This window comes from Bacillus sp. BHET2 (assembly GCF_005938125.1).
GTDB lineage: Bacteria > Bacillota > Bacilli > Bacillales > Bacillaceae_B > Rossellomorea.
Genome location: NZ_VCQN01000020.1, coordinates 1 through 1,003, shown reverse-complemented (window position 1 = coordinate 1,003; position 1,003 = coordinate 1). Strand labels below are relative to the sequence as shown.

At 44.7% G+C, this 1,003-nt stretch carries 5 tRNA genes and 1 rRNA gene; all 6 read left to right on the top strand.

The annotated features are described in order from the left end of the window. The first annotated feature begins 74 nt into the window (after window positions 1–74). A 5S ribosomal RNA gene (rrf, locus tag FGG79_RS21295) occupies window positions 75–191 on the top strand. A 12-nt stretch (window positions 192–203) separates the two neighbouring features. Beyond that, window positions 204–279 (top strand) — tRNA-Val (locus tag FGG79_RS21290). Window positions 280–405: 126 nt separating this feature from the next. Further along, a tRNA-Thr gene (locus FGG79_RS21285) sits at window positions 406–481 on the top strand. 199 nt (window positions 482–680) lie between these two features. Next, window positions 681–756, top strand: a tRNA-Lys gene (locus FGG79_RS21280). 69 nt (window positions 757–825) lie between these two features. After that, window positions 826–910 (top strand) — tRNA-Leu (locus FGG79_RS21275). Between the two features lie 9 nt (window positions 911–919). Then, window positions 920–994, top strand: a tRNA-Gly gene (locus FGG79_RS21270). Window positions 995–1,003: the final 9 nt, after the last annotated feature.

Below are 1,003 nucleotides of genomic sequence, written 5' to 3'. Positions count from 1 at the left end.
TGGTCGATATTCGGCTTTCTTGACATCAATTCTTTATCTAGTTTTGAAGGAACAATCCTTCAATTAAATATTCGTCTGGTGATTATGGCGAAGAGGTCACACCCGTTCCCATGCCGAACACGGAAGTTAAGCTCTTCAGCGCCAATGGTAGTTGGGGGATCTCCCCCTGTGAGAGTAGGACGTCGCCAGGCGATACATATTTCGGAGGATTAGCTCAGCTGGGAGAGCATCTGCCTTACAAGCAGAGGGTCGGCGGTTCGATCCCGTCATCCTCCACCAAGTTTTTTTGCGGAAGTAAAATAAACTTCATTGAAATTGCGCAAGCAAAATATCTATCCTTAAATTACTTCAGTGAGACAACTTTCTATTAAGTCGTCTTCATCTGAAAACAAACTAATTGAATATGCCGGTGTAGCTCAACTGGTAGAGCAACTGACTTGTAATCAGTAGGTTGGGGGTTCAAGTCCTCTTGCCGGCACCATTGGTTTTTTTATTTTGTCTCCTTTTTTATTTTTAGAGCCATTAGCTCAGTTGGTAGAGCACGAAAGAATAAACTTCACCCGAGTTTACTTCAAGCGTACAGCTCGAGCAGCATCTTGAATAGATTTCCTGAGAGCTGGACGTCGTAGATGTATAAGGGTTTAAATCAAATGAAGCATATCATCTTGATTCTATATTGAGAGCCATTAGCTCAGTTGGTAGAGCATCTGACTTTTAATCAGAGGGTCGAAGGTTCGAATCCTTCATGGCTCACCAAAGATTTTTGCGCCTGCAAAATATCTTTTTATATGTATTTTCGTAAATGCGAGAATATTACAGATTCATGCGGGTGTGGCGGAATTGGCAGACGCACCAGACTTAGGATCTGGCGCCGCGAGGCGTGGGGGTTCAAGTCCCTTCACCCGCACCATTACATTTCGCGGAAGTAGTTCAGTGGTAGAACACCACCTTGCCAAGGTGGGGGTCGCGGGTTCGAATCCCGTCTTCCGCTCCAGAACTTTTT